18 protein-coding genes are annotated in these 18,295 nt (G+C 62.1%); 3 read left to right on the top strand and 15 right to left on the bottom strand.

The genetic code is table 11. The features are described 5' to 3' along the window. Window positions 1-6 precede the first annotated feature (6 nt). The 9 genes from CWO89_RS03705 to CWO89_RS03665 all read right to left on the bottom strand — a co-directional run bounded on the left by CWO89_RS03705 (window position 7) and on the right by CWO89_RS03665 (window position 9,532). Window positions 7-1,410, bottom strand: coding sequence for an amidase (locus CWO89_RS03705; protein ID WP_130577314.1), 1,404 nt, complete (start codon window positions 1,408-1,410; stop codon window positions 7-9). Between the two features lie 134 nt (window positions 1,411-1,544). After that, window positions 1,545-2,306 carry an SDR family NAD(P)-dependent oxidoreductase gene (locus CWO89_RS03700; protein ID WP_130577313.1) on the bottom strand — a complete coding sequence of 254 codons (762 nt, stop codon included), beginning with the start codon at window positions 2,304-2,306 and terminating at the stop codon, window positions 1,545-1,547. Window positions 2,307-2,388: 82 nt separating this feature from the next. After that, window positions 2,389-3,099, bottom strand: a complete 711-nt coding sequence (locus CWO89_RS03695; RefSeq protein WP_130577312.1) for an ABC transporter ATP-binding protein — start codon at window positions 3,097-3,099, stop codon at window positions 2,389-2,391. Next, window positions 3,089-3,808 (bottom strand): ABC transporter ATP-binding protein, encoded by a 720-nt coding sequence (locus tag CWO89_RS03690; protein ID WP_130577311.1) that lies wholly within the window; start codon window positions 3,806-3,808, stop codon window positions 3,089-3,091. The genes CWO89_RS03695 and CWO89_RS03690 overlap by 11 nt, the downstream gene beginning before the upstream one ends. Window position 3,809: 1 nt before the next feature. Continuing rightward, window positions 3,810-4,883, bottom strand: a complete 1,074-nt coding sequence (locus CWO89_RS03685) for a branched-chain amino acid ABC transporter permease (RefSeq protein ID WP_130577310.1) — start codon at window positions 4,881-4,883, stop codon at window positions 3,810-3,812. A gap of 11 nt (window positions 4,884-4,894) precedes the next feature. Next, window positions 4,895-5,761 carry an ABC transporter permease subunit gene (locus CWO89_RS03680; protein ID WP_130577309.1) on the bottom strand — a complete coding sequence of 289 codons (867 nt, stop codon included), beginning with the start codon at window positions 5,759-5,761 and terminating at the stop codon, window positions 4,895-4,897. A gap of 82 nt (window positions 5,762-5,843) precedes the next feature. Further along, window positions 5,844-7,082, bottom strand: a complete 1,239-nt coding sequence (locus CWO89_RS03675; RefSeq protein WP_165420979.1) for an urea ABC transporter substrate-binding protein — start codon at window positions 7,080-7,082, stop codon at window positions 5,844-5,846. A gap of 33 nt (window positions 7,083-7,115) precedes the next feature. Further along, window positions 7,116-8,114 carry an acetamidase/formamidase family protein gene (locus CWO89_RS03670; RefSeq protein ID WP_130577308.1) on the bottom strand — a complete coding sequence of 333 codons (999 nt, stop codon included), beginning with the start codon at window positions 8,112-8,114 and terminating at the stop codon, window positions 7,116-7,118. Between the two features lie 17 nt (window positions 8,115-8,131). After that, the gene (locus CWO89_RS03665) at window positions 8,132-9,532 is read right to left on the bottom strand and encodes an amidase (RefSeq protein WP_130577307.1); all 1,401 of its coding nucleotides are present in this window, start codon (window positions 9,530-9,532) and stop codon (window positions 8,132-8,134) included. 420 nt (window positions 9,533-9,952) lie between these two features. Between CWO89_RS03665 and CWO89_RS03660 the strand changes: the two genes are divergently transcribed. Further along, window positions 9,953-11,128 carry a transporter substrate-binding domain-containing protein gene (locus CWO89_RS03660; protein WP_130577306.1) on the top strand — a complete coding sequence of 392 codons (1,176 nt, stop codon included), beginning with the start codon at window positions 9,953-9,955 and terminating at the stop codon, window positions 11,126-11,128. After that, a complete protein-coding gene (locus CWO89_RS03655; protein WP_130577305.1) occupies window positions 11,125-11,712 on the top strand; it encodes an ANTAR domain-containing response regulator in 588 nt (195 codons plus the stop codon). Before CWO89_RS03660 ends, CWO89_RS03655 begins: the two co-directional genes overlap by 4 nt. 9 nt (window positions 11,713-11,721) lie before the next feature. On the opposite strand, the gene CWO89_RS03650 is transcribed toward CWO89_RS03655, so the two are convergent. From CWO89_RS03650 to tcuA, 3 genes are read right to left on the bottom strand one after another with little or no spacing between them, the layout of a single operon-like run. Beyond that, window positions 11,722-12,027, bottom strand: a complete 306-nt coding sequence (locus CWO89_RS03650; protein WP_130577304.1) for a putative quinol monooxygenase — start codon at window positions 12,025-12,027, stop codon at window positions 11,722-11,724. A 19-nt stretch (window positions 12,028-12,046) separates the two neighbouring features. Beyond that, window positions 12,047-13,153, bottom strand: a complete 1,107-nt coding sequence (gene tcuB / locus CWO89_RS03645) for a tricarballylate utilization 4Fe-4S protein TcuB (protein ID WP_130577303.1) — start codon at window positions 13,151-13,153, stop codon at window positions 12,047-12,049. Continuing rightward, window positions 13,140-14,531 (bottom strand): FAD-dependent tricarballylate dehydrogenase TcuA, encoded by a 1,392-nt coding sequence (gene tcuA, locus CWO89_RS03640; RefSeq protein WP_130577302.1) that lies wholly within the window; start codon window positions 14,529-14,531, stop codon window positions 13,140-13,142. Before tcuA ends, tcuB begins: the two co-directional genes overlap by 14 nt. A 140-nt stretch (window positions 14,532-14,671) precedes the next feature. Here tcuA and CWO89_RS03635 point away from each other — a divergent pair, with 140 nt between their 5' ends. Beyond that, window positions 14,672-15,352 (top strand): GntR family transcriptional regulator, encoded by a 681-nt coding sequence (locus CWO89_RS03635; protein WP_130577301.1) that lies wholly within the window; start codon window positions 14,672-14,674, stop codon window positions 15,350-15,352. 13 nt (window positions 15,353-15,365) lie between these two features. On the opposite strand, the gene CWO89_RS03630 is transcribed toward CWO89_RS03635, so the two are convergent. The 3 genes from CWO89_RS03630 to CWO89_RS03620 all read right to left on the bottom strand — a co-directional run bounded on the left by CWO89_RS03630 (window position 15,366) and on the right by CWO89_RS03620 (window position 18,281). Further along, window positions 15,366-16,121, bottom strand: a complete 756-nt coding sequence (locus tag CWO89_RS03630; protein ID WP_130577300.1) for an IclR family transcriptional regulator — start codon at window positions 16,119-16,121, stop codon at window positions 15,366-15,368. 15 nt (window positions 16,122-16,136) lie between these two features. Further along, entirely contained in the window at window positions 16,137-17,021 is an 885-nt protein-coding gene (locus CWO89_RS03625) for an NAD(P)-dependent oxidoreductase (protein WP_130577299.1), read from the bottom strand. Window positions 17,022-17,084: 63 nt separating this feature from the next. After that, window positions 17,085-18,281 carry an ABC transporter substrate-binding protein gene (locus CWO89_RS03620; RefSeq protein WP_130577298.1) on the bottom strand — a complete coding sequence of 399 codons (1,197 nt, stop codon included), beginning with the start codon at window positions 18,279-18,281 and terminating at the stop codon, window positions 17,085-17,087. Window positions 18,282-18,295: the final 14 nt, after the last annotated feature.

The raw sequence follows: 18,295 nt of genomic DNA, 5'->3' as shown, positions 1-18,295 counted from the left end.
CCAGGGTCATCCAATCGGCGGCCGCAGGGTATGCCAGTCCGTCGTCGACTGGAACGCGTGAGCTGCGCGAGCAAGCACACCCTCAGATAGATGCGGGCCGACCAGTTGCATGCTCAACGGCATCCGATCTGACGCAACCCCCATGGGGAGCGTAATGGTCGGACTTCCGCTGAAGTCGAACACCGCGGTGAATCGCAGGATGCTCAACAACACATTCGGATCAGCGCCATATTCACTCATCTTCGCAAGCGTCGGAATCGGCACCGGCATCGTCGGAATGAGCAAAAGGTCGATATCCCCAAACAATGCTGCGAGGCTGCCGCAGAACTTGAGGCGCTCATGATGAATGGCGGCGATTTCGATACCGCTGACCGACCTGCCCTGCTCGATCAACTGCGCAAGGTCCGGACCGTATTCCGACTTGCGCGACGGATAGGTCTTGAGGTGCGCTTCGGCCGTCTCGACCGAGCACATCGGAATCCACAGGCTCACGAGCTTCTCGTAGGAGGGAAATCGAACCTCACGGATTTCGGCACCGAGATCCACCAGCGTGCGCTCGGCCTCCAGCAAGGCTGCTACGACCTGCGGGTCGATTCCTTCCTGCGTGTATTTGCGATCCACCCCAATCCTGAGGCCGCGTACGCCATCGCCAATCCGAGCCAGATAATTCGGAACGGGAGCCTGCAAAGCCGTCGGATCGTTGGCATCCGCGCCTGCGATGACGCCCAGCATCGCTGCGGCGTCTGCAGCACTTCGGCACATCGGCCCGATATGATCGAGCGAGTCCGCCAGCGGGAAAATGCCATAGCGGCTCACCCGGCCCCATGTCGGCTTGATTCCGGTCAGCCCGCAGGTCGCCGATGGAAACCTGATCGAACCGCCCGTGTCGCTTCCGATCGATCCGTAGCAGAGACCGGCGGAGGTGGCGACGCCCGATCCAGTCGACGAAGAGCCGACCCAATAATCCGCATTCCAGGGATTGAGCGGGGCCTGATCATTAGGATGATGGCTGGTATAGGCGCCTTCCGTCATCTTGAGCTTTCCGAGCGTGACCGCGCCGGAGCGCTCGAGCCGATCAACGATGGTCGCATTGAACGACGGCACGAAGTTCGCATGAATCTTCGTGCCGCCCGCCGTCGGTGCGAATGTCGTGTAGCACAGATCCTTCAGACCGATCGGAACGCCATGAAGGGGGCCGCGCCAAATGCCCTTGACGATCTCGCTGTCATGCTTCCTTGCCTGCGCCATGGCCCGTTCCGCGAGGACGATGGCATATCCGTGCAAGCCTCCATCGAGCTTGTCGATACGGTTCAACGTTGCTTCGGTGACCTCTGAAGGCAACAGCTCCTTGCGGCGAAACAATTCGGACAGTTCAGTTATGGACTTGTAGTGCAGTTGATCCGCAGACATATCGAGTTCCTGTTGTCATCGGGGCTGCGCCTCAGAGCGTTTTCGAGCGAAGTGGATACCGGTTCGCGTGAAGAAAACGCGTCAAAACAAGAATCTAGAGCTTCGGTTCTGATTCAATCAGAACCGAAAATGCTCTAGAACTGGACGCCTCGCGTCAAGGCACCGTCCACGACAAGGTTCGTTCCCGTGATGAAGCTGGCGGCCCGGCTCGCGAGAAACACGACGGCATTCGCCATCTCCTGCGGCGTGCCCATCCGTCCCGTCGGATTGAGCGCCAGCGCGGTCTTGTACAGTTCGGGATTGCTGTCCTTGATCATGTTCCAGACACCGCCCTCGAAATAGGTGTTGCCCGGAGACACGGAGTTGGCCCGTATGCCCTTCGCGGCGAGCTGGTAGGCCAGGCCCTGCGTATAGTGGATGATCGCCGCCTTGAAGGTGCCGTAGGGGCCGCTCGCAAAGTCGACCTCGCGTCCCGACACGCTGGCGATCGTCACGATCGCAGGAGCGCCGCTCTTTTCCAGATATGGCATCGCGGCGTTCACCAGGCGGACCGTTCCCATCATGTCGGTGGAGAATTCCTTCTCCCAACTCTCCTCGTCCTGCCCGATGGAAAGGGCGCTGACATTGGCGACGACGACATCGACGCCGCCGAGCTTCGATGCCATGTCGCTCACCCAGGCCTTGAGCGCCGCGCCGTCGGATACATCGACCGAACCGCCAAAGGCCGCAACACCCTTTGCCTTGAGGGCGGTGACGGTGCTGTCCACGTCCGCCTGATTGCGCGCGCAAATTCCGACATTGGCGCCTTCAGCGGCGAAGGTCTCGGCGATCGCCCTGCCGATGCCCTTGGTGCTGCCCGTGACGAGAACGTTAGCTCCTTTGAGTCCTAAATCCATGTTCGTCTCCCTCCCTGGTCATTTTTGACTTCAAATGGCACGCTGATGAACAAGACGCGTTCTCAAAAACGGCGGATCAGCCTCACAACAACAGTTGCGCGCGGACATTGTCGGCGTTGACGTCCCCGCCGATCAGTGATCGCGTGATCTTGCCTTTTTCCATGATGTAGCAGCGCTCGGCGATCTCCAGGATCGTGTCGAGGTTCTGCTCGACGAAAACGATCGTCGTGCCCAGCTCAGCCCGGAACGATTTCAGCGCATCGCAAATGTGCTGCACGATCGACGGCTGAATGCCCTCGGACGGCTCATCGAGGATCATCAAGGTCGGGTTTCCGATCAGAGCCCGGCCGATCGCGAGTTGCTGTTGCTCGCCTCCCGACATGGTGCCGGCAACCTGCCGCCGTCGTTCCTTCAATCGCGGAAAATACTCGTAGACGAGTTCCGGCAGCTTCTTGCCCTCCGGTCCGCCAATCAGCTCGCCGACCTGCAGGTTTTCCTCGACGCTCATCTGTGGAAACACATCCCGTCCCTGCGGGATGTAGCCGAAGCCGGCGCGCGCCCGGGCGTCCGCCTGCAACTGGGTTACATCCTGGTCCAAGAAAGTGATCGTGCCGCGCCACGTCTCCAGAAGCCCGATCAGGCATCGCATCAGCGTCGACTTGCCGACGCCGTTCCGGCCGATCACGCCGACGATCTCGCCGCGGGATACCGACATGCTCACGCCCTGCAGGATCGGCGTGGCGCCGTAGCCCGCCCAGAGTTCCGATACCTCCAGAATCCGATCAGTGGGCATGCGTCTTCCCAAGGTAGATTTCGGCGACCTTCTCGTCCTGAATGATGGTCTCCAGACTGCCTCGCGCAAAGATCTTGCCAAGATGCAGCACAGTCACGCGTTGCGCAATCTGGCGCACAAACGCCATATCGTGCTCGACGACGAGCACCGTCATGCCCTCGGCATTGAACGACTTGATGAGTTCGCCGGTCTTGAACGTCTCCTCCGGCGACATGCCGGCCGTCGGCTCGTCCAGCAGCAATAGCTGCGGCTGCAGCGCCAGCGCCATGCCGATCTCGAGCCATTGCTGCTGGCCATGCGAAAGTGCTCCGGCCAATTTGCTGCTCTCCGACGCCAGATCGAGCAGCGTAAGCAGCCGCTCCTCCTCGACGTCGCGCTCCGCGCCCGAGAAACGCCCCTGCAGGGCGATCTGGATATTCTGCCGGACCGGCAGCTCCTTGAACACGCTCGGCGCCTGCATCTTGATGCTCATGCCCCGCTGCACACGCGCAAAGGGCCGCTCTTCGGTGATATCGATGGAGTCGAAGAATATATTGCCTTTGGTCGGCGGATAGAGGCCGACGATCAGCTTGAACAGCGTGCTCTTGCCGGCCCCGTTGGGGCCGATCAGGCAATGAACCTCCCCGACATTGACAGTCAGATCGACGTCGGAGACGGCCGTCAATCCGCCAAAGCGTTTGGTCACGCCCTTCACATCGACAAGCGCCATGTCAGGCCTCGTCCGATTGCAGGCGGCCGGCGTCCGCCAAAGTGGAATTCGCGTCACGCCGCCGGCGCCTAGTCCATCGGTCAACCACAAGCTTGCCAACACCGAGCACAAAACCCTGCGGCGCCAACATCACGGTGGCGAGCAGCAGCGTACCCATCAGCACGAGCGCGGCCTGCTGGCTATAGACGGTGATGGTCTGGAACCCGAACAGCAGCAGGAACGAGCCAACCAGCGTCGCTGTCAGATCGCTTCGCCCGGAGAAAGCCACCCATACGATCGGCATCGCGGCGGCCGGCAGCCCGATGCTCGACGGGGTGATGAATTGCCCCCACGACGTATACAGCGCGCCGCTGAGGCCCGCGAGCCCGCTTCCGATGATGAACGTGAGCAATTGATACTTGCGGACGTCGTAGCCGAGCATCTCGGCGCGCTGCGGGTTCTCGCGCGTCGCAACGATCACGTTGCCGATGCGCGAGTTCACCAGCATGCGCAGCGCGATGTAGACGATCACGATGAGCGCCACCATGACATAGTAGAGCGCAGACCCCTCGATGTAGAAATCGCCGACGGTGAGCGGATCCATGCCTTTCATGCCGTTGAAGCCGTTCAGCCGCGCAGTGCCGATGTGCCATTCCGGTCCGGCCGTCTGTCCAAGAAAGAACGCCAGCACCAGCGTCGCCGACAGCGTCACGATACCGAAGAAGATGCCGCTGATGCCGCCCCAGATCATGAAGTAACCGAGGATCCCCGCCGCGATCATCGCGATGATGACCGACAGTACGAGCGCCGCGATCGTCGTCGAACCTCCACCCATGTTGATGGCCAGCACGCCATAGGCATAACCGGAGATGCCGAAGAAGAACGTCTGGCCGAACGACAGCATGCCGCCATAGCCCCAGATCAGGCAGAGGCCGAGCGCCATGAAAACCCAGATCAGGAAATAGGAGAAGTTGCCGACATCGTAGGAGTCCGCAAAGACCGGATAGATCAACGCGGCTGCCAGCACGGCGAGAAAGCAGGACCAGAACGTCCGTCCACGTCCCAAGGTCTGCGGACCATCAAGCAGTTTGAACATCACACCCCCGCTTAGCGCCCGCGACGGACCAACACGCTGGAAAGGCCTTCGGGCAAGACACGGATGATCAGGATCACTGCAAACAACATGCCGATCTGGCCGATGATCTGCCCATAGCTTGCATTCAAGGCCATTCGAATCATCGCCAGGAACACGGCGGCCGGCGCGGTTCCGAGCAGGACATTTGCGCCTCCGACCACGACGGTAACGAAACTCTCCACCACGAACGTCGCACCCATCGTCGGAATCAGCGTCATCGTCGGTGCATAAAGCGCGCCGCAAAGGCCCGCGAGCCCGGCGCCGATGCCGAAACTGATTGCGTAGATCCGTCCGGTGCGCGCACCCAATGCCTTTGCCATTGCGGCATTCTGCATGGTCGCACGCGCCATCACGCCGAAGCGCGTCTTCATGAAGATCACGTAGAGACCGATCAGCACGGCGACCGCGCAGGCGAACAGCACCAGGCGATAGGTCGAGAATGTGTAGCCGCCGATCGCAAAGCTGCCCTCCGGCGTGCCAATCCCCGTTATCGATGATCCCACGATCAGGAGCATCGATTGCGTCACGATCAGGCTGAGCCCCCAGGTGGCGAGCAAGGAGTCGAGCGGCCTCTTATACAGCCGACGAACAATGAGGTATTCGACGGCAACTCCGATCAATCCGGCCGTCACCGCGGCGAGCCCCTGGGCAATGGCAAGCGGCACGCCGAGCTTCACGAGTCCGACCGTCACATAGGCGCCGCACATGATGAACTCGCCATGCGCCATGTTGATGACGCCCATCATGCCGAACACGATGGCGAGGCCTGCGGCCGAGAGGATCAGAAACGCAAAGACGTCGGCGAATTGGTAGAATACCGAGAAAAGTTCAGCCGACATCATCGGTCTCCTGCTCCTTCATCATGGACGCCGCAGCGATGCGGCGCCCGCGCAGTCCGAAGTCATGATCCGATGAGTGGCGTCACGACTTGTTGGGCAAATGGCTCGGCGTGTACTGATCCTTGTCATTCTTCTTGGTGAGATCGCAGCCGATGTCGCCAAGCCAATACGGCTTGATCGTTCCGTAGTCCTTCTCGACCGTCACTTCGTGTTGAGGACCGACGGAGATCAGGCGCATGCGGTGAGACGTGTGCTGGCTCTTCGGGTCGATGCAGACCTTGCCTTCGGGCGCATCGATGCAGGCATCGCCGGTCGCGATCACCTTGCGCATGTCCTCGAGCTTGGTCGATTTCGCCTTCTCGACCAACGTCTTGTACATGTAGAGCGCGTTATAGGCATTGTAGCCCATGTCGTTGATGTAGAGCTCGTCGGGGAACTTCGCATGCCAGCGCTTCTTGAAGTCGTTGGCTTCGGGCGTATCGATCTCCTCGAACCAGTTCGCGGTCGCATGCATGTTGTTGAGCGCCGGCGGCTTGAACCGCTTATGCTCGAAACCGAGCATGACCTTGATCGACGAGCCCATCGGCAGGTTGAGCTTCGCCGCGGCGGCCTGCTCGAAGAACGAGTCCTGGGCGGCGCCGACATTGATCGTCAGAAGCCAATCCGGTTTCGCTTTCTGGATGTTCTGGATCGTCTGCGCGAACTGGGAAACGCCGAGCGGGATGAATTCCTCTCCGACGACCTCTCCGCCCAGATCCTTCATGATCTTCCGGTTCCACTCGGCCGAAATCTGTCCGAAATTGTAGTCGGCGGCGATGACGTAGACCTTCTTGCCGAACTTCTCGACCATCCAGGGGATCAGCGTCGAGAACTGCTGCTCGGGTACCGCCCCCATGCTGATCATGCTGGCGTCGCACACGCCGCCTTCGTACTGGTTGGTATAGAAGTACGGCGTGGTCGTCCGATCGATGATCGGCCGAACGGCCTCGCGCGAAGCGGACGTGATGCCTCCGATCAACACGTCGACCTTGTCGCGGCTGAGCAGCCGTCGCGCAAACTCCTGATAGCGGGCATTATCGCCCTGCGGGTCGAGATGGATGAGCTCGATCTGCCGCCCGAGGATGCCGCCACTCTTGTTGATCTCCTCGACCGCAAGCTGCGAGCCGTGCAGTTTCGGCATGCCCATGAACGCCAGATCGCCGGAGACGTCTTCGAGCAGACCAACCTTCAACGGCGGCTCGGCTGCCCGAGCGGCGCCGAGGGCCGCCGTCCCCAGCACGACGCCAAGAAAGGCAGCTCTGAACAGATGTCCGGATTTCATTGAAATGTCCCCTTGTTGAAAAGCGGCTGAAGTTCACGCCTTGAGATAAGTTTTCAGGATCGATGCACCCATCGTGTATTTCGGGTCGACCATGTTGCCGAGCCGCATGCGCCCGGCCTGGCTGAGCAGCATGTACGCGTCGATCTCGTCGAAGCCGTAGTCCGCACTCATCCATCGCGTGAGTTCTCGATAGGCGATGCGGGCCGCATCCTCGAGCGGGCGTGCGCTGCCGATGGTCATGATGAAGTCGCGCGTCTCCAGACGCGGCCAGGCAAAGCTCCAGTTCTTGATCAGATCGATCTGTAGCGTGACCGTCGCACGCTGCTCGAGCGCGACACCGGAGAGTTCGCCATCGCCCTGTGTTGCGTGGCAGTCGCCGACGTAAAGAAGCCCACCCTCGGCATGCACGGGCAAATAGAGAATGGCTCCGGGCGCGACATCGGGCAGGTCCATGTTGCCGCCGTGATAGTCCGGCTGCAGCGAGGAGATCGCCTCGATCTCGGGCGACACACCAATCGTGCCGATGAACGGCTCATAGGGCAGCGTGATCTTATCGTTCCAGCGCACGCCGTTTCTGTCGACATGCAGCTTGCGGACGCGCTCGGGCAGCGGCGGATTGAGCATCGCGGTGGAGCTCGTCCCAACAAGCCCGCCGAACTCGGGGATGATGCAGGTCGTTCCGGCGGGCTGCTCGCCGCGCGTCTCGACGTCGTGGATATAGACGGCGAGACAATCGCCCTTCTTGGCGCCCTTGACCGCAATCGGTCCACATTGCGGGTTGAGGTACGGAAAGTTCAGTTTCGCTGTGGGACTGTCGCTCTCGCTCGTGAGTACGCCGCCAAAGGCGTCCTCGGTCTCGACGACAACGATCTCTCCCGGATCGATCGACAGCGTCGGCTTCGCATAAGGTCCGTAGACGTAGTGGAAGGCCCCCTGCTGCTCGATCGTCAGACTACGCTTCGCGCCGGCCACCCCCTTGGCGACGGCGCGCTTCGACATGAGGGAACTCTGCAACCAGTCTTCTGTTTTCATGCGAACGGCTCCTTGGATCAGAGAGCGGGATGGCGCTTGTGCCAGTCGGTGACACGCTGGAACGCGTCACCCGCGTGGACGAGACCCGCTTCGTCGAAGTGGCGGCCGACAAACTGGAAGGCGACCGGGCCGCCGTTCGGGGCGAAGCCGCCCGGAAGGGTAATGGTCGGGCTTCCGGTCATGTCGAACGGACTGGTGAAGCGCAACAATCCGGCAATCAGGGAAGCGTCTTCGCCGAGCGTCGCCATCTTGGCTAGCGTGGGTGCGGCAAAGGCCTGGGCCGGCACAGCGATGAGATCGACCGTCTCAAACAGCCGCCGTACCGCGCCGCGAAACGCTTCGCGCCGCAGCACGATCTTCTGATAGTCGGTGCCGGACTGTTGCAGGCCAAGATCGAGCAGTCCAGCGAGGGATGGGCCATATTCGTCCTTGCTCGAGGGATAGGTTCCCTCATGCGCGACCGCCGCCTCGATGCCGCAAAGCGGAAACCAGTCGTCGACAATGGCCTTGGCATCCGGAAAGGTGATCTCGCTGATCTCTGCGCCGAGGTCCGCCGCGACGCGCAAACCTTCACTGAGGACCTTGCTTGCGGCCTCATCGGTGCCTTCGCTGGTCCAGCGTCGATCGACACCAATCACAACGCCCCGCAGACTACCGGACAGTCCTGCAAGATAATCCGGCACAGCCAGCGGCACAGCGGTGGTGTCCTTGGCGTCCTCGCCCGCGATCGCACCGAGCATGGCGCCGCAATCGACCGCGCTGCGCGTCATCGGCCCGATATGATCCAGCGTCGCCGCGAGTTCGAATGCGCCATAGCGACTGACCCGCCCCCAGGTCGGCTTCAGCCCCGTGATGCCGTTGGCTGCGGAAGGAAAGCGGATCGATCCGCCGGTATCGGTGCCGAGTGAGCCGAAGCAGAGGCCGGCCGCGGTGGCGGAACCCGAACCGCTCGACGACGCGCCCGACCACAAATCCGCATTCCACGGATTTTTCGGCGGGTCGATCTTCGGATGATGATCGGCGTAAGCACCTTCGGTCTGCTGCAGCTTGCCGAGGATGATCGCGCCCGCGTCCTTCAGCCGTGCGACGACCGTGGCATCCTCATTCGGACGGAAGTCGCTGTGGATGGTCATGCCGTGCGCGGCCGGCGCACCCTTGACCCAGCAAAGGTCCTTGATCGCAACCGGCACGCCGTGCAACGGCCCCTTCAGCTTTCCAGACGCGATTTCCTTTTCCGCAACGGCCGCTTCCGCAAGCGCGGAATCAGCCATGACATAGGCGTAACTCTTGAGCTTCGAATCGAGCCGCTCAATCCGTTCAAGCATCGCCTTCGTCACTTCGACGGGCGACAGCTTCTTCGCCTGTATCTGCTGCCCAACCTCAACCAGCCCGAGATAACCAATATCTGTCGTCGGCATCGCCTTTCGCTCCTCGCTCGTCGCTTCCCAGGCGCATCAGGCCGATCGTCGCGTACGCGCCATCGGCCTGGCGACACGCATGTTTCGCCAGTTTCTTGTGTGGCAAAAGAAAAAAGCCACCCGCCCCTCCGGAATGAGGTGACGAATGGCTCAAATGCCGCTGCTATGGTCTATCGCATGGGCTCAAGATCGAACGGAGCAGTCGCTGCAGGGATCAGGACGTCATCGGCCTGACCGAAGCAGATTAAGGTTCGACAGTAAGCCCGGTAGTCAAAAAGTCTAGGTTCGTGCCTAGCGCATTGTCAACGAGGGAGGTTGCACAAATTTCGCAAGCGTCATGCGCAGTAAATCGGCAAGACCTCTTGCACCGGTATCGGCGATGATGATTTCCTCAAGGCTCCGCCCCTTCGAAAGCCATCAATGACAAAGCCGTCGGTTCCAGTTGGCATCATATGTTCGCAGTCCGGGCCCTATCAGGCCATGGGGCGCGAGATATTGAAGAGCGCCCTGATGGCGGTCGACGAGATCAACGATCACCCTGACTTTGATTTCTCGCTCACTGCGCATGTCCGCGATCCCCGCGGAGTCATTTTGGAATACCACACGGTTTGCGACGATCTCATTCGCAACGCCGGAGTCGAGCATATCATCGGCTGCTACACATCCGCCTCGCGCAAGCAAGTGCTGCCGATCGTCGAGCGCACCGATCGCCTGCTCTGGTATCCCGCGCGTTACGAAGGGTTCGAATGTTCAGACAATGTCATCTACGTCGGCGCATCGCCCAATCATAATGTCCTGCCGCTCGTGCGGTACGTGCTCGACAATTTGTCAAGGCACATCTTCTGCGTCGGATCCAACTATGTCTGGACGTGGGAGACCAATCGCGTCACCCGCGAGCTGGTGACGGCGGCGCAGGGAAGCATCCTTGCCGAACGGCTGCTCGAGCTGGGCGAAAGCGCAGTCGGGCACATCGTCGACGAAATCGTCCGCCGCAAGCCGCCCGTCGTCTTCAATACGCTCGTCGGCAGTTCGAGCTACGATTTCATCCGCGCCTTTCATGCCGCCACCACGGCTGCAGGTCTCGACATTCCGATGCTGAGTTGCAGCCTCTGCGAACCGGAGCTCAAGATCGTCGGACCCGCATCCGCCGGATGCATCACATCGTCAGCCTATTTCGAGAGCATCCGCCTGCCCGAGAACCTTGCTTTCGTGCAGCGCTGGAAGGCGCGTCATGGCGAGGCGAGCAGCCCATCCGTCGATGGACAATCCGCCTATGTCGCGGTGTATCTGCTGGCGCGTGCGCTGCATCGGGCCGGGACGTCCAACATTGGTGAAGTGCGGCGCGCGGCCGCCGGGTATCGCTACAATTCGCCGCAGGGACCGGTCTGGATCGATGGTGCCAATAACCATTGCGTCCTTACGCCACGCCTGGCCGTATCGAATGCGCAGGGACAGTTCGACATCTTCTGGGAGTCCGACGCGCCGGTTAAGCCGGATCCCTACCTGACACAGCTCGACGTCGCCGTCGGCCCCGTGCGTGAGAAGTCAAGGGACGGATCGTCGCCGAGTGCACTCCACTTGCGGGTCGTGAAATGAGCAAACCATCTTCATTTTCCCTCCGCGGCCGCAAGGCCCTCGTCGCCATCAAGGACGAGCGTGACCTGTCGATCGTCAGGCGCCAGTTCGAACGTCTGGGAATCGACGTCCTCACATGGGAGCAAGGAAGCGCTCTCGGGTGCCATCCGGATGTCACGCTGATCGACGATGAATTCCTGCCGCTCACCTCGCCGGCGCAGCGGGCCTTGCTTGGACGATGTCCCGTCATCGCCCTTTTGGGCACGGAGACCCCAAGCCGGCTGAAGCTGGTGCTGGAACTCGATCCGGCGTCGTTTCTGGTCAAGCCGCTGCGCTCCGCGGGCATCTATGCGGCGCTGGTGATGGCCTTCGAGCGGGCCGAGCGCACCAGCGAGCTAAAGCAGCAAGTCCTCAAGCTGGAAGAACGTCTTCGCTCGCGCCGTGTCGTATTGGCTGCCGTCCTGCAAGTGATGCATACGCACTCTGTTGCCGAACCTGCCGCTTTTGCACTGATCCGGCGAGCTGCCATGGAGCAGCGCAAAACAATCGAGCAGATGTCGGCTGAGATCGCCGCGAACGGAAGCCTGCCCCGCGCGACCGGATAGATTTTAAACCTATTCGTTCGACTTGGTGGAAATTTCCGTGCCGGCGACCAGCGTTACCTCGCCGTCAATGATGGGTTTGGCTACGCCGAAGAAGCGGAGGACGGCTTCGGAGTTGTTATGCCGATCCATCGCCGCGCGATCGACGTAGCGTTCGTAGGTCGTGAACACGCACGGATCCGTCGTGTCCTGCGATATGTGATAGCCGACAGTCGTCGTTTCGTTCGCTCGAACGCTCGCTGCGACTTCGAGCAGCGCCTGACGCATGGCGGCCTCATGGCCCTTCTTGGCCCGGATGATCGCGGTGATGGTCAACATCTCGCCCTCCTTGATTCGCCTAACCATTCAAGCCGTCGCGCCGCTCCTGCGCGTAACGCACCAGCGCGGCGAAGCGGTAGATGCCGTGGACGAACTTGCCATAGGGCATGGTGATGAACAGCGCGAACACGGCGCCGAGGTGCAGCGCGAGCAGCGGTCCCATGGCCGGCGTCGCACGCAACACCAGCAGCGCCATTCCGGTGACGCCCGTCAGGAACAGCATGGCGATGAAGCCGACATCCATACCATAGCTGGTATCATCGAGCAGCGCGGGATCGCGCTGGGCTTTCGCGAGCAACAACCCGATCGGCCCGACGATCAGACCGATGCCGCCGAGCGAGCCGAGCACGACCGGCAGGTCCCACCACGCATAGGGCGCCTCACGTCCCAGGAGGTAGTGATAGAGCGTGGCAACCGACGTCGCCGCGAAGCAGAGCAGAAAGCCGTAGAAGGTGAGATGGTGATAGAGCTTGCGCCGGTCGGTCGGCCGATCATCCTCATTGTAGCAGCCGACCCCGCCGCCATGGAGATAGCGCAGCTCGCCGGCATCGCGGATCGCCTGGAAGATCGAGCCGCCATCGGCGCGGCCACTGATCGGCTCGCCAATGTCGCGCCAGAACGCGCGCACGCTCATGATGAGGGCCAGGATGGCATAGAGGAAGGCCGCACCGAACAGTGCCGCCATCGCATTGTGCGGCATCAGTCTGTAGAAGGCGCCGGGGCCGGTGTGGACGCCGAAGAGCAGCGTCGGATCGTTGAACGCGGCAAAGCCGAGAATGAAAGCGGCCATGCTGAACGCGGCAATCAGGCTGATGACGAGCCCGTTGCGTGCGAACATACCGGACAGCGCGCGCGGCCAGGCGTAGGCGGCATAGGATTCGGCGCGCGCCACCGCCAGCGTCTTCGGCACATTGACGTTGAATTCGTGCGGCGGCGAGAACTGGCAGTCGACGTAGCAGGCGCCGCAGGCATGGCAGAGATTGGCGAGATAGTTGAGGTCGCCGTCGGAGAACGAGCGGCGCATCTCCATCGCGGGGAATACCGCGCACAATCCCTCGCAATAGCGACACGAATTGCAGACCGTCATCAGACGATCGGCTTCCTGCAATGTCCTAGTTCCGTGCATTCTTTGCCGCTTCCCGTCCTGCGATCCGGCCGAACACGCTGCCGATGGTCATGCCGATGCCGGCGGCATAGCCGCGTCCCAGCACATTGCCGGCCATGATCTCGCCGGCCGCGAACATGTTGGCGGAAGGTTTTCCATCCTTCATCAGCATCCGCGCCTGCCTGTTCACGCGCGTGCCGAGATAGGTGAAGGTGATGCCGGGCCGCACCGGATAGGCGAGATAGGGCGGCGTCTCGATCCGGCGCGCCCAATGCGTCTTCGGCGGCGTGATGCCTTCGGTGCGGCAATCATCGAGGATGGTGTGATCGAAGGTGCCGGGCCGCACCGCGGCATTGAACTCGGTGATGGTCTTTTCCAGCGCCGTTGGATCAAGCTCGAGCTTGCCGGCAAGCTCAGCGATCGTGGCGCCGGCGATCGGCGGGAACAGCGTCGGCATGAAGCTGGTCACGACGGTTGAATCGAAAATGATATGGGCGATCTGGTCGGGCTGCGCGGCGACCAGCCGGCCCCAGATCGCATAGCGCTTCGGCCAGATGTCCTCGCCCTCGTCGTAGAAGCGCTCCGCATGCTTGTTGACGACAATGCCGAACACGACGGAGTCATGTCGTGTGATGATGCCGCCGTCGAATTTCGGCGCGCGGGCGTCGATCGCCACGGCGTGGCACTGGGTGGGATCGCCGACCTCCTGCACGCCTTTGGCCAGCAGCATCTTCAGGATCGAGCCGCGATTATAGGGCGTGCCGCGAATCAGGAAATTGTCGGCGGCCTCGCCCCAATATTCCTTCAGCCATTCGATATTCGCTTCGAAACCGCCGGCGGCCGCAACCAGCGCCGCGGCGCGCATCTCGGTCGCGCCGTCGATCGGCTGCTTCAGCTCGGCCGAGAGGAACATGCCGTCTTCGATCCTGAGATCGACGACTTCGGCGTCGTAGCGGATCTCGACGCCGAGCCGTTCCGCCGTAAGATAGAGCGCGTTCAGCATCGCACGGCCGCCGCCGAGGAAGAATGAATTGGTGCGGCCGAGGCTGAGCGTGCCGCCGAGCGAGGGCTGCCAGCGCACGCCCTGTTCCACGATCCAGTTCAGGATGTCCTTGGACTCGTGGATCATGAACCTGGCAAGTTCCTCGTCGGTCTGGCCGCCGGTCACGAGCAGCAGGTCTTTCCAGAACTCCTCCTCGGTATAGGGGCCGGTAAGGATCTCGGTCGCCGCGTCATGGGCGCAGCGCATGTTGCGTGTGTGGCGGGTATTGCCGCCGCGGTAGAATTTTGGCGCCCCCTCGAGCACCAGCACGGAGGCGCCGGCACGCCGCGCACTGATCGCCGCGCACAGGGCCGCATTGCCGCCACCGATCACCAGCACGTCGTATTTGCTGTTCATTCCTCTGCCCAACCGAGAAAGGCCATTTTCGGCGCTTTCCGGGATGCCTGCACCATTGTCCTTTTTGTATACAAAGATATATATAAGCGCCGCAAGCGCCGTCTTTGCATGGGATTAATGCGCCTGCGACCGGAGGCAGGATGGCAAAGCGGCCGAACAAGGCGATCGGATCGATTTCGCGCGGCTCCGGCGTTCAGCTCGGGGAAGCCGTGTTCCGCTCATTGTGCGAGGCGCTGAAGGCGGGAGCCTATCGGGCCGGAGACCGGCTGCGGGAAGAGGAAGTTGCGCAGCGGCTGAAGGTCAGCCGCACCCCGGTGCGCGAGGCGCTGGGCCGGCTTGCGGAGCGCGGCTTCGTGGCGCCGGCGGGCGGCCGCGGGCTGATCGTCCGCAGCCTCGATGTCGGCGAAGTGCTCGAGCTCTATACCATGCGCGAGATCCTGGAAGGCGCGGCCGCCCGGCTTGCCGCCGAACACGCCTCACGGCCCGAGATCGATGCCCTGACGGATATCGAGCAGGCCTTTGCGGAACACCCCGACGATCCCACGGAGATGGCAGAGCTCAACCGCGCCTTCCATGAAGCGATCTGCCGCGCTGCCCGCAATCGCTATCTCGATGGTGCCTCCAGGGAGCTGCAGGACTGGATTGCGCTGCTCGGCCCCACCACCTTCTCCGTGACCGGCCGCCCCTCGACCAGCCGTAGGGAACATCGGGCCATCATCAGCGCGATTGCCGCCCGCGACGGCGACAAGGCGGAGAAATTGGCGCGCGCCCATATCAGGGAAGCGCTGCGCTGCCGCTTGAAACTTCTGCAGAAGCAGTAGCGAACGCTCCGCGCTATTTCCTTGCCCGCCGCGGCGAGCGCGCCGTCCCCTCGAGCGGCGGAGCAACGCGATCCAGGAGTTCAGTCGGTCCGCCAAGCGACCGCGTCAGCCGTGCCGCCGCTTGCGACAGCAGCGATGACATCGTCTTGATGCTGTCCTTGGTGAAGCGCGGCTTGGGGCCGGACAGCGACAGCGCGCCGACGAGCTTCCCGTTCGGTCCGAACACCGGACAGGCAATGCCGGCACAGTCCGGGTCGCGCTCGCCGAACGAAACCGCAATCGCGCCCCTCCTGATACGATCATAGGCCTCGCCGTTCTCGCCATCGAACGCCAGGATGACTCGTCCCGCGGCGCCGCGGTCGAGCGGCAGCAGCATGCCGGCCTCGACGCGGTCGAGCGTCGAATGCTGGGAATCGATGCGAAAGACGCACAGGCGGCGCTTGCCGTCATGCCGAACGTGGAACGACGGACTTTCCGTGCCCGCGGCCACCAGTTGCCTCAGGACCGGCATCACCTGGTCATGCAGATTGTTGGCGCGCTGATAGATCGCGCCCAATCGGAACGGCGTCGGCCCGAGATGGTAGCGGCCCTCGGGGAGCTGCACGAGATAGCCGAATTCCTGCAGCGAGGTCATCAGCCGCAGCAGCGTGCTTTTGTACATCCCGGTATGCCGGGAGAGCTCGGCGAGGCTCATCGGCTCTGGTTTTTCCTCGAACGCCCCCAGGATGGTGAGCGCACGGTCGACGGCGGCGACGCCGGGCGAACGCATGGTGTCTCGTATCTCCTATTTGGAGAAGCCGGCCGGATCGATCAGTTTGGCGATGACGGGAAAGTACGCATCGCCCATCCCCTTGTCGATCGTCTCCTCGAAAATGCTGCGCATGAGCGCCGCGCCCCGCAGGTTCAGGCCGGCCTGCCCTCCCAGCTCCAGCGCATAGGTCAGGTCCTTCAGCGCATATTCGGTCGAGAACGCGCGCAGCGGAAATTCCTTCGCAACGATCGCCTTCATGCCGTGGTTGCGGAGCGCAAAACTGTCCGCCGATCCTTTGGACAGGGTTTCCAGCAGCAGTCTTGGTTCGACGCCGCTGTGGCTCGCAATCGCAACAGCTTCCGCCAATGCATTGACTGTCTCGAACAACACCATGTTGTTCAGGATCTTCGTCACCTGTCCGGCGCCGGTGCCGCCGCAGAGCGTGACGTCGGTGGCGAAATGGCGGATCAGCGGCTCGACCTTGGCAAACGCATCGGCCGTCGCGCCGACCATCACGCTGAGCGTACCCTCCTGCGCCGCCTGGCGGGTGCGCGCGATCGGCGCGTCGATCCACAGCGCACCCTTTTCCGCCAGCCGCCGCGCAAACTCGCGGGTCATGCCGACCTCGGAGGTACCGAGGTCGATCACGGTCTGACCGCTTCGGATCGACTGCGCGATGCCGCCCTCGAAGGCCGATGACACATGGTTTGCGCTCGGCAGGCAGGTGAAGGTGACCTCGCTGCCGCTGACGACATCAGCAACCGATCCGGCGGCCGCGGCGCCATCGGCGACGATCCGCGCCAGCGGCTCCGCCGCAAGGTCGAACGCCAGCACTTTCCGTCCGCTTTTGCGCACCAGATTGCGGCAGATCGGCTCGCCCATGACGCCAAGACCGATGAAACCGATTGTCCCTGTCATGCAGGCATTCTCCTCACACTTTGGGGCGGCGACCGATGCGAACGCCTGCCCGTCTCGATAGCTTCACTTGACCAGCGGACAGCCGCCTTCGTTCATGGGCCGGAACACTTCTTCGCCGGGCCTGGAGCTGACGATCCTGTAATAATCGTATTTGTACTTGGATTCTTCCGGCTTCTTCACCTGCACCAGATACATGGTGTGCAGCACGCGTCCATCAGGGCGGACCGCGACATCCTTGTTGTACATGTCGTTGACCTTCATCTCGTGCATCTTGGCGGCAACGGCGGCCGTATCGGTCGTGCCGGCCGCCTTGACCGCGGCGAGATAGTGGTGGACGCCGCTATAGACGCCGGCCTGAACCATGCTCGCGACCTTGCCGTCCATCAACGCCGCATAGCGCTTCGACCAGGCGCGGGTTTCCTCATTGAGGTCCCAGTAAAACGAGGTCGTCACCTGCAGGCCTTGCGTCGCCTTCAGCCCGAGCGAGTTGACGTCGGTAATGAACACAAGGAGACCGGCCAGCTTCTGCCCGCCCTCGACGATGCCGAACTCGCCGGCCTGCTTGATCGCGGTCTGCACGTCCGCGCCCGAGGTCGCGAGCCCGACGACATCGGCCTTGGAGCCTTGCGCCTGCAGCAGGAACGAGGCGAAGTCCGCGGTGCCCAGCGGGTGTGCGGCCGAACCGATCACCTTGCCGCCGGCGGCCTCGATGAACTTGGTGGCGTCACGCTGCAACGCATGGCCGAACGCATAGTCGGCCGTGACGAAGTACCAGGTCTTGCCGCCGGCACGCGTGATCGCATCGCTGGTCAGCTTCGACAGCGCATAGGTGTCGTAGTTGAAGTGAAAGCTGATCGGCGAGCAGGATTTTCCGGTGAAGTCGGACGAGCCGGGCCCACTGATGACGAAGATCTTGTTCTTCTGCCGCGCGATTTCCAGGATGGCAAAGCCCGCGGAGGATGCGGCGCCATCGGCGATCATATCGACGCCTTCGTTGTCGAACCATTTGCGTGCGGTGGCAGAGGCAATGTCCGGCTTGTTCTGGTGATCGGCGGTGATGATCTCGATCTTCTTGCCGAGAATTTCGTTGCCGAAATCCTCCGCCGCGAGCTTCGCCGCGGCGATCGAGCCGCGGCCGCCATTGTCGGCGAACACACCGGATTGGTCGTTGAGCACGCCGATCCGAATGACGTTATCGGCTGCCGACGCGACGCTCACCTGCGCGGCCAGCACGGCCACAATCGTCCAACACAACTTCATCAATACGCTCCCTA

The organism is Bradyrhizobium sp. Leo170, from assembly GCF_004296405.1.
GTDB lineage: Bacteria > Pseudomonadota > Alphaproteobacteria > Rhizobiales > Xanthobacteraceae > Bradyrhizobium.
The sequence above is the reverse complement of the archived record's forward strand: the minus strand, read 5'-3'. Positions and strand labels throughout refer to the sequence as shown.

Excerpts from the sequence above, each read along its gene's own strand:
- CWO89_RS03705 (WP_130577314.1), bottom strand. The coding sequence starts at position 1,410 with ATGTCTGCGGATCAACTGCACTACAAGTCCATAACTGAACTGTCCGAA.
- CWO89_RS03700 (WP_130577313.1), bottom strand. The coding sequence starts at position 2,306 with ATGGATTTAGGACTCAAAGGAGCTAACGTTCTCGTCACGGGCAGCACC.
- CWO89_RS03695 (WP_130577312.1), bottom strand. The coding sequence starts at position 3,099 with ATGCCCACTGATCGGATTCTGGAGGTATCGGAACTCTGGGCGGGCTAC.
- CWO89_RS03690 (WP_130577311.1), bottom strand. The coding sequence starts at position 3,808 with ATGGCGCTTGTCGATGTGAAGGGCGTGACCAAACGCTTTGGCGGATTG.
- CWO89_RS03685 (WP_130577310.1), bottom strand. The coding sequence starts at position 4,883 with ATGTTCAAACTGCTTGATGGTCCGCAGACCTTGGGACGTGGACGGACG.
- CWO89_RS03680 (WP_130577309.1), bottom strand. The coding sequence starts at position 5,761 with ATGTCGGCTGAACTTTTCTCGGTATTCTACCAATTCGCCGACGTCTTT.
- CWO89_RS03675 (WP_165420979.1), bottom strand. The coding sequence starts at position 7,082 with ATGAAATCCGGACATCTGTTCAGAGCTGCCTTTCTTGGCGTCGTGCTG.
- CWO89_RS03670 (WP_130577308.1), bottom strand. The coding sequence starts at position 8,114 with ATGAAAACAGAAGACTGGTTGCAGAGTTCCCTCATGTCGAAGCGCGCC.
- CWO89_RS03665 (WP_130577307.1), bottom strand. The coding sequence starts at position 9,532 with ATGCCGACGACAGATATTGGTTATCTCGGGCTGGTTGAGGTTGGGCAG.
- CWO89_RS03660 (WP_130577306.1), top strand. The coding sequence starts at position 9,953 with ATGACAAAGCCGTCGGTTCCAGTTGGCATCATATGTTCGCAGTCCGGG.
- CWO89_RS03655 (WP_130577305.1), top strand. The coding sequence starts at position 11,125 with ATGAGCAAACCATCTTCATTTTCCCTCCGCGGCCGCAAGGCCCTCGTC.
- CWO89_RS03650 (WP_130577304.1), bottom strand. The coding sequence starts at position 12,027 with ATGTTGACCATCACCGCGATCATCCGGGCCAAGAAGGGCCATGAGGCC.
- tcuB (WP_130577303.1), bottom strand. The coding sequence starts at position 13,153 with ATGCACGGAACTAGGACATTGCAGGAAGCCGATCGTCTGATGACGGTC.
- tcuA (WP_130577302.1), bottom strand. The coding sequence starts at position 14,531 with ATGAACAGCAAATACGACGTGCTGGTGATCGGTGGCGGCAATGCGGCC.
- CWO89_RS03635 (WP_130577301.1), top strand. The coding sequence starts at position 14,672 with ATGGCAAAGCGGCCGAACAAGGCGATCGGATCGATTTCGCGCGGCTCC.
- CWO89_RS03630 (WP_130577300.1), bottom strand. The coding sequence starts at position 16,121 with ATGCGTTCGCCCGGCGTCGCCGCCGTCGACCGTGCGCTCACCATCCTG.
- CWO89_RS03625 (WP_130577299.1), bottom strand. The coding sequence starts at position 17,021 with ATGACAGGGACAATCGGTTTCATCGGTCTTGGCGTCATGGGCGAGCCG.
- CWO89_RS03620 (WP_130577298.1), bottom strand. The coding sequence starts at position 18,281 with ATGAAGTTGTGTTGGACGATTGTGGCCGTGCTGGCCGCGCAGGTGAGC.